The sequence below is a fragment of the Mycobacterium sp. IDUB_37 genome (genome assembly GCF_055419245.1).
On sequence record NZ_JBVAXG010000019.1, the window covers coordinates 21,663 to 30,428 of the forward strand.

Genomic DNA, 8,766 nt, shown 5'->3' on the forward strand with positions numbered 1-8,766 from the left:
GTCGCCACACTATGCCGGAAGTCGCAGATTTGGCGGTCAATCGGCCGGGTCAGATCGTGTTTCGACAACGCCGCCGCGTAGGCGTTCTTCTCCCCGCTGGATTGGGAAGTGCTGTCTCTCAAAAGCTTCCGTGATGAAATCCACGCGCTGGCCGTGCTCATCGACTGGTGCTCCGCCCGCTACAAACCAACGCCGGCATAGAGCCGCGGACGTGCTCTCGCCCGTCAACTACGAAATCAAGCAATCCAAGACCAAGCTCCAAGCGGCATAGGGCCCTCCACGATTTACGGGGAACCACAGTTGCTCTGTAAGCGAACGAACAAGGCTGACCGCGCGTGCTTCGGGCTTAGGATTCCGCTGTTTGGGTGCGGAGTTCGCTTCGTTGGAACAGGGCGCGTAATGGGTCGGTTAAGCATGGCGCGTCGGTGCGAATACCAGCGTCTCGTTGCGGTGTTCGACTCGTATGTGAACCGGGCGGGTGGACCAGTCGGTTGTGGCCCGGATTCCGCACGGGACCTGACCTTGCTATCCGACTGGGCCGACGATCGGAAATAGTTTCGCTTTCGGGGGGTAGACGTGTTTTCGAGCGCTTGCGGAGTTATTGCTGTGTGCGGGTGGCTTATTGGGTTCGAGTTTTGAGGTTGTTGCAGGATCTGCTGAGGTTTTGGTGTAGCGGGTTTGGTGGTGGGCAGAGTCTGTTGCGGGTGAGCTGTGTCATGGCGATGAGTGCATTGTTGTGAGGTCGCGTCTAGTCAGTGCTGGCCGCTGGGGTGTTGGTGAGGCGAGATCGTTTAGGCGGCGGGATGTTTGGTTGCGATGGCCGGTTATTGCATGTTGGTTTTTGCATCGGTTGGGATGTGCACTGGGCTGGTCGTGCGCTGTTACTGCAGCCGTTGTTTGCTGGGCGCGTCGGTTTCGGGGACTCCGGAGTGGGGGGGTTGAGCGTCGCGGATGCCGGCATTGCGCTGTGGGGTGGCGGTGTCGCCCGTGGCCATAGTTTCGCTATTTGACCTGGAATGTGGTCGCGACCAGGAATAAAATTTTCGCCAGCGTCCACGGGGGGCGCCCACGTTATTCAGCGGGATCGGGGCCTTCCTTATGAGTTTTGCATTTGTTTCGCCTGAGTTTTTGTCTGGTGCGGCTGGGGAGTTGGCTGTAATTCAGTCGGGAATCGGCGTGGTTAATAGTCATGCCGGCCCGGCGATCACGCGGGTGGTGTCTGCTGCCGCTGATGAGGTGTCGGCGGGTATTGCGGAGCTCTTCGGTGCGCATGGGCGGGCCTTTGAAGTGGTCAGTGGGCAGGCGGCGGTGTTTCATGACGGGTTTGTGCGGTCGTTGGTGTCTGGGGGTGCTGGGTATGGGTTTGCTGAGGCGGTGAATGTGTCTGCGGCGCAGACGGTGGAGCAGGATGTGTTGGCTGTTATCAATGCGCCGTTCGTCTCGCTTTTCGGGCGTGGGTTGTTCGGGGATGGGACGCATGCGAGCGCGCCGGGTGGTGCTGGTGGCGATGGGGGGTTGTTGTTCGGTAGTGGTGGTGCGGGTGCGGCGGGGGCGCCGGGGCAGGTTGGTGGGGCTGGTGGTGCGGCGGGGTTGATCGGCAATGGCGGTGCTGGGGGTGCTGGTGGTGTGGGTGGTGGGACCGGGGGTGCGGGCGGGGCGGGTGGGTGGTTGTTGGGGACGGGCGGGACGGGCGGTCTGGGTGGGGTGGGCGGCCTCGGGCCCGGCGGTACCGGGGGCGCGGGTGGGCGTGCCGGGTGGTTGTTCGGTGCCGGCGGTATCGGCGGTGGCGGCGGTACCGGGACCGCGGGGGTGGGCGCCACGTCTGGAGGCGCTGGCGGTAATGGCGGGGCCGGCGGTGCGGGTGGGTTGTTCTCACCGGGCGGGGCGGGCGGCCACGGCGGTTTCGGTGGGGCCGGGGCGGCGGGTGTGTCCGGGGGCGTGTTGGGCGGGACCGGCAGTGCCGGCGGGGCTGGCGGCAACGGCGGGGCCGGGGGGCAGAGTGCGTTGTTGTTCCTGCCGGGCGGGCCCGGCGGGACGGGCGGTGTCGGCGGCGCCGGCGGTGTGGGCGGTGACGGCGGGGATGCGATCGTGCTGGGCACCCCTGGTACCGGCGGTGATGGCGGCAATGGTGGTGCGCCGGGGCAGGGTGGGGTGGGCGGGACCCGGCAATTCCTGAGTTTCGGTGCGGGCGCACCCGGCGGGTCGGGCACCGGCGGTGCGGGCGGCCAAGGCGGTACGGGCGGGGCCGGCTCGGTCGGCACGGACGCCGCCGCGGGGTCGGGCATGGTGGGTGGCACCGGGACCGCCGGCGGCACCGGAGGTAACGGCGGGGCCGGCGGCGGGTCAGGCAACACCCAGGGTGTGGGCGGGGCCGGTGGGGCCGGTGGGGCCGGCGGCGTCGGCGGGGCCGGCGGGTCGGGTGCTAACGCGGTCGGCAGCGGCGTGGCCGGCCAAGCCGGCGGGCAGGGCGGTACCGGTGGCGCGGGCGGGGACGGCGGGACCGGCGGGGCCGGCTCGACGGGAGGGGCGACGGGCCAGGCCGGGGCCGGCGGGGCCGGTGGGGCCGGCGGTACCGGCGGCAACGGCTCCGATAACACCGCGGTGGCCAAGGCCGGGGCGATCGGCGGGACCGGCGGCCACGGCGGGGCCGGCGGTGCGGGCGGGGCCGGCGGGGCGGCCGGTACCGGCACGGGTGGTGTGGCCGGTGTGGCCGGTGTCGGCGGGCAGGGCGGTAACGGGGGCACCGGCGCGGCCGGCGGGGACGGTGTCACCGGCGGCAACGGCGCCAGTGGCGGCGCGGCCGGAGAGACCGGCGGTACCGGTGGTGCCGGCGGCAAGGGCGGTAATGCCGGCGCGGGCGGTGCCGGCTCCACCGCGGGCAAAGCCGGTACGGCCGGTGACGGCGGGACCGGCGGTGCCGGCGGCATCGGCGGTAACGGGGCGGCGAACACCACCACCGCGGCCCCTGGGGTGATCGGCGGCACCGGCGGCAAAGGCGGTGCCGGCGGCCAGGGCGGCGCCGGTGGCGCAGCGGGTGCCGCCCTGGGCGGTACCGCCGGCAAGTTCGGGGTTGGTGGTGACGGCGGTGACGGCGGCCTCGGTGGGGCCGGCGCGCAGGGCGGGACCGGTCTTGACGCCTCGAGTACCGGAGTGGCCGGTCAATCCGGTGGTAAAGGCGGCACCGGTGGGGCCGGCGGAGACGCCGGCTTCGGCGGAGCCGGGTTGACTGCCGGGAAAGCGGGGGCAGCCGGCGACGGCGGTGCCGGCGGCAAGGGCGGTAGCGGCGGGGACGGCGCGGCCAATACGACGATCGCGGCGGCCGGCGCCCAGGGCGGCACCGGCGGGGACGGCGGGTCCGGCGGCACCGGCGGGACCGGCGGGGCGGCTGGAGCCGCCAACGGCGGCACCGCGGGTATTCAGGGCGACGGCGGGGACGGCGGACACGGCGGGGACGGCGGCGACGGCGGCACCGGCGGCCACGGTGTCAACGGCACCGGGAGCGGTGTGGCCGGGCAGGCCGGCGGCGTCGGCGGGACCGGCGGACGGGGTGGCGCGGCCGGGGCCGCCGGTATCGGCTCGACGGACGGGGCGGCCGGGATCGCTGGTGACGGCGGGACCGGCGGCATCGGCGGTAACGGCGGTAAAGGCGCGGCCACCACCGCAACAGTGGGGGCCGGCGCACTGGGTGCTACCGGCGGCACTGGCGGGGCCGGCGGCCAGGGTGGCACCGGCGGGGCGGCCGGTGCCACCAACGGCGGGACCGCCGGAACCCAGGGCGGCGGCGGGGCCGGCGGCAACGGCGGCGGCGGCGGGGCCGGCGGGGTCGGCGGGAAAGGCATCGACGGGACAGGCAGCGCCGGCGTCGGCCAAGCCGGTGGACAGGGCGGGGCCGGCGGTGCCGGCGGTGACGCCGGCGCCGGCGGTGCCGGTACCACGAGCGGGACGGCGGGAACGGCCGGTGACGGCGGTACCGGCGGGCAGGGTGGGTTGGGCGGCAACGGTGCGGCCAACACCGACACCGCGGGCGCCGGCGATGTGGGTGGGACTGGCGGTGTCGGTGGGGCCGGCGGTCAAGGCGGCACCGGGGGTGCTGCCGGTGCTACCAATGGCGGTACCGCCGGCATGCAGGGCGGCGGCGGCGCCGGCGGCACCGGTGGTGTCGGCGGGGCCGGCGGACAGGGCGGGACCGGTGACGACGGGACCGGCAGCGCCGGAACCGGCCAAGCCGGCGGACAGGGCGGGACGGGTGGCGCCGGCGGCGCCGCCGGGACCGGCGGTACCGGCACCACGACCGGGGCGGCGGGCACCGCCGGCAACGGCGGGGTCGGCGGCACCGGCGGGCTGGGAGGCAACGGTGCGGCCAACAGCAGCGGCGCAGCGGCCGGCGCCGTCGGCGGGACCGGCGGTACCGGCGGGGCCGGCGGCCAGGGCGGCACCGGCGGCGCCGCGGGGGCCGCTAACGGCGGCACCGTCGGTGTCCAGGGCGGCGGCGGGACGGGCGGCATCGGCGGGCAGGGCGGGACCGGTGGTACCGGCGGGACCGGTGTCAACGGGTCCGGCAGCGGGGTGGCGGGCCAAGCCGGCGGCAAAGGTGGGATCGGCGGGACCGGCGGGGCCGCCGGCGCGGGCGGGGTCGGTGCCATGGCCGGGTCCGCGGGCACCGCCGGCGACGGCGGCGCAGGCGGCACCGGCGGTAACGGCGGCGACGGCGCCGACAACACCACCATCGCCTCAGACGGGCAGCAAGGTGGAACCGGCGGCGCCGGCGGCAACGGCGGCCAGGGCGGCGCCGGCGGGGCCGCCGGCAACATCAACGGCGGCACCGCCGGCACCGTGGGCGTCGGCGGCCAAGGTGGGACCGGCGGCAACGGCGGCGACGGCGCCACCGGTGGCGACGGCGTCGCCTCCGGCAGCGTCTTGGTCCCGGGCGCCAACGGCGGCCAGGGCGGCTCCGGCGGCAACGGCGGCGACGCCGGGCTCGGCGGTGCCGGATCGGTCATTGGCGAGGAAGGCGCTGCCGGCAACGGCGGCGCGGGCGGTTCCGGCGGTAACGGCGGCGACGGCGCCGACAACCTCATCACCGCTGCCGCCGGCAAGACCGGCGCCAGTGGCGGCACCGGCGGCGCCGGCGGCACCGGCGGCACCGGCGGGCTGGCCGGTAATGCCTTCGGCGGCACTGCCGGCACCCAAGGTGTCGGCGGTAACGGCGGTAACGGCGGCACCGGCGGCACCGGCGGCCAGGGCGGGGTCGGCGCCAACGGCACCGGCAATGCCGGGGCAGGCCAAACCGGCGCCCAAGGCGGCGCTGGTGGAACCGGCGGCGACGCCGGCCAGGGCGGTCTGGGTTCAGTCACCGGCGCGGCCGGCACCGCCGGCGACGGCGGGATGGGCGGGATCGGCGGCACCGGCGGCAAAGGCGCCGCCAACACCAGCACCGCCACCGCGGGTGCCACCGGCGGTGGCGGCGGCCTCGGCGGGGCCGGCGGCACCGGCGGGGTCGGCGGGGCCGCCGGTAACGCCAACGGCGGCACCGCCGGCACCCAAGGCGGCGGCGGCACCGGCGGCACCGGCGGCCAAGGGGGGCAAGGCGGCACCGGCGGCACCGGTACCGCCGGTATCGGCAGCGCCGCCCAAGGCCAAGCCGGCGGTCAAGGCGGATCCGGCGGCACCGGCGGGAACGCCGGCAACGGCGGCACCGGCTCCACCACCGGCAGCACCGGAACAGCCGGCAACGGCGGCACCGGCGGCAAAGGCGGCACCGGCGGTGCAGGCTCGGCCAACACCGACACCGCCCTCACCGGCGATACCGGCGGCACCGGCGGCACCGGCGGCAACGGCGGACAAGGCGGCGACGGCGGCGCGGCCGGTAACGCCCTCGGCGGCACCGCCGGCATCCTTGGCGTCGGCGGAGCCGGCGGCACCGGCGGTGTCGGCGGCGGCGGCGGGCAGGGCGGCCAAGGTGCGGCTGGCACTGGCAGCGCCGGACAAGGCCTCACCGGCGGACAAGGCGGCACCGGCGGACAAGGCGGCGACGCCGGCGCCGGCGGCACCGGCTCGGTCACCGGCACCGCAGGAACCGCCGGCAATGGCGGCGCCGGTGGTAAAGGCGGCACTGGCGGTGCGGGCTCGGCCAACACCGACACCGTGCTCACCGGCGATCCCGGCGGGACCGGCGGCACCGGCGGGGCGGGCGGACAGGGTGGCACCGGCGGCGCGGCCGGCAACGCTAACGGCGGCACCACCGGCAGCCAAGGAGCCGGCGGCACCGGCGGCACCGGCGGCAGCGGTGGCCAAGGTGGCCAGGGCGGAACTGGCAATGACGGTCTCGGCAGCGCCGCGGCCGGACAAGCCGGCGGCATCGGCGGGACCGGCGGGACCGGCGGGGACGCCGGTCTCGGCGGCGCTGGATCAACTACCGGCACCATTGGCAAAGCTGGCAACGGTGGCACCGGAGGCGCCGGCGGCACCGGCGGTGCGGGCGCCGCCAACACCGACATCGCGATCACCAGCGCCACGGGCGGGACCGGCGGCAGCGGGGGTAGCGGCGGGCAAGGCGGTACCGGCGGGGCTGCCGGTAATGCTCTGGGCGGTACCACCGGTCTCCAAGGTGTCGGCGGCACCGGTGGTGGCGGCGGTGTCGGCGGGCAGGGCGGCCAAGGTGGGGACGGCGTCACCGCCGCTACCGGAAAAGGAACAGCCGCGGGCGCCGGCGGCACCGGCGGCCAAGGCGGCAACGCCGGTATCGGCGGTGACGGATCCGCGAAGGGCGCCTCGGGCACTTCCGGCAACGGCGGCACCGGAGGCACGGGCGGCGACGGCGGCGACGGCGCCGACAACGCCACCACCGCAGCGGCCGGAAAGACCGGCGCTGCCGGCGGCACCGGCGGCAATGGCGGCAAAGGCGGCAACGGCGGTACCGCGGGGGCCGCTTTCGGTGGCACCACGGGCAGCCAAGGCGCCGGCGGCAACGGCGGCACCGGCGGCAACGGTGGCAACGGTGGCCAAGGCGGCGCGGGCAGCAGCGGAGTAGGCAGCGGCAACGCCGGCGGCGCGGGCGCGCAGGGCGGCGCGGGCGGTATCGGCGGCAACGCCGGTGGCGGCGGCAACGGCTCGGTCACGGGCGCCACTGGCACAGCAGGCAACGGCGGCAACGGCGGCCAAGGCGGCACCGGCGGCAACGGCGCCGCCAACACCACCACCGCCGCCCCCGGCGCCATGGGAGCAACCGGCGGCACCGGCGGTAATGGCGGCCAAGGCGGCACCGGCGGGGCGGCCGGCAACGCCTTCAGCGGCACCGCAGGCACTCAAGGCGCCGGCGGCCAAGGTGGTAACGGTGGCCAGGGGGGCACCGGTGCCGCTGGTGGTAACGGCGGCACCCAATCCGGCAGCGGCACCGCCGGACAAGCCGGCGGGCAAGGCGGAGCCGGCGGAAAAGGCGGCGACGCCGGCGCCGGCGGCACCGGATCCACTACGGGCAGCGCAGGAACCGCCGGCAACGGCGGCGCGGGCGGCAAGGGCGGCAACGGCAGCGCCGGCACCACCAACACCGACACCGCTACCACCGGCGACACCGGCGGCACCGGCGGCGACGGTGGAAACGGCGGCCAGGGCGGCACCGGCGGAAACGCCGGTAACACGAACGGCGGCACCGCCGGTGTCCAAGGCGCTGGCGGTAACGGGGGTAATGGCGGTACCGGCGGCCAAGGCGGCCAGGGCGGCACCGGCAACACCGGCGCCGGCAACACCGGCGCCGGCAGCACCGGCGCCCAAGGCGGCACCGGCGGCAAAGGCGGCGACGCCGGCGTTGGCGGCACCGGATCCACCACCGGCACAGCAGGGGCTGCCGGCAATGGCGGCACCGGCGGCAAAGGCGGCACCGGCGGCCAAGGCGCCGACAACAACGCCCCCGTCGCCTCCGGCGCCAATGGCGGCACCGGAGGAAAAGGCGGAAACGGAGGTATCGGCGGCGACGGCGGCGGCGCCGGCAACGCCAACGGCGGCACCACCGGCACCCAGGGCGCCGGCGGCCTAGGCGGCACCGGCGGGCAAGGCGGCCAAGGTGCCCAAGGCGGCACCGGCTTCAACGGCACCGGCAACGGAGACAATGGAACCTTCGGCGGTAACGGAGGCACCGGAGGCAACGGCGGCGACTCCGGCGCCGGCGGCACCGGATCAGTAACCGGTGCCATCGGCGCAGCCGGCAACGGAGGCACCGGCGGAACCGGCGGCACCGGCGGCACCGGCGGCACCGGCGTCCAAGGCACGGCAAGCAGCCCCGGCGGTCAGGGAGGCAACGGCGGCAACGCCGGCAACGGCGGAACAGGCGGTGCCGCCGGTAACGCTAACGGCGGCACCGCAGGCATCCAAGGCGCCGGCGGACTAGGTGGCAACGGCGGAGCAGGAGGCGTCGGCGGCGCCGGTGTGAAGGGCGTCGACGGTGCAACCAGTGGCGCAGCCGGGCTGGCCGGCGGCCAGGGAGGGACGGGCGGAGCCGGCGGCGGCGCCGGCTTCGGCGGCACCGGATCCACCTCCGGAAAGGCCGGCACCGCCGGCAGCGGCGGAACAGGCGGAACAGGCGGCAACGGCGGCGATGGCGCCGACAACACCACGCCGTCCGCTGTCGGCGGCACCGGCGGCAACGGCGGCGCCGGCGGCGCCGGCGGGACACCCGGCGCCCGCAATGGCGGCACCACCGGGGACAACGGTACTGGTGGTGCTGGTGGTAGCGGTGGCACCGGTGGTAACGGTGGTACTGGTCAGGCCTCG

Annotated in this window: 1 protein-coding gene; it reads left to right on the forward strand. The window is 75.9% G+C overall.

The features are described 5' to 3' along the window. Nucleotides 1–1,098 precede the first annotated feature (1,098 nt). On the forward strand, nt 1,099–8,766 hold a 7,668-nt coding region (locus ACZY1I_RS32055), incomplete at its 3' end, for a PE family protein (RefSeq protein WP_463761674.1).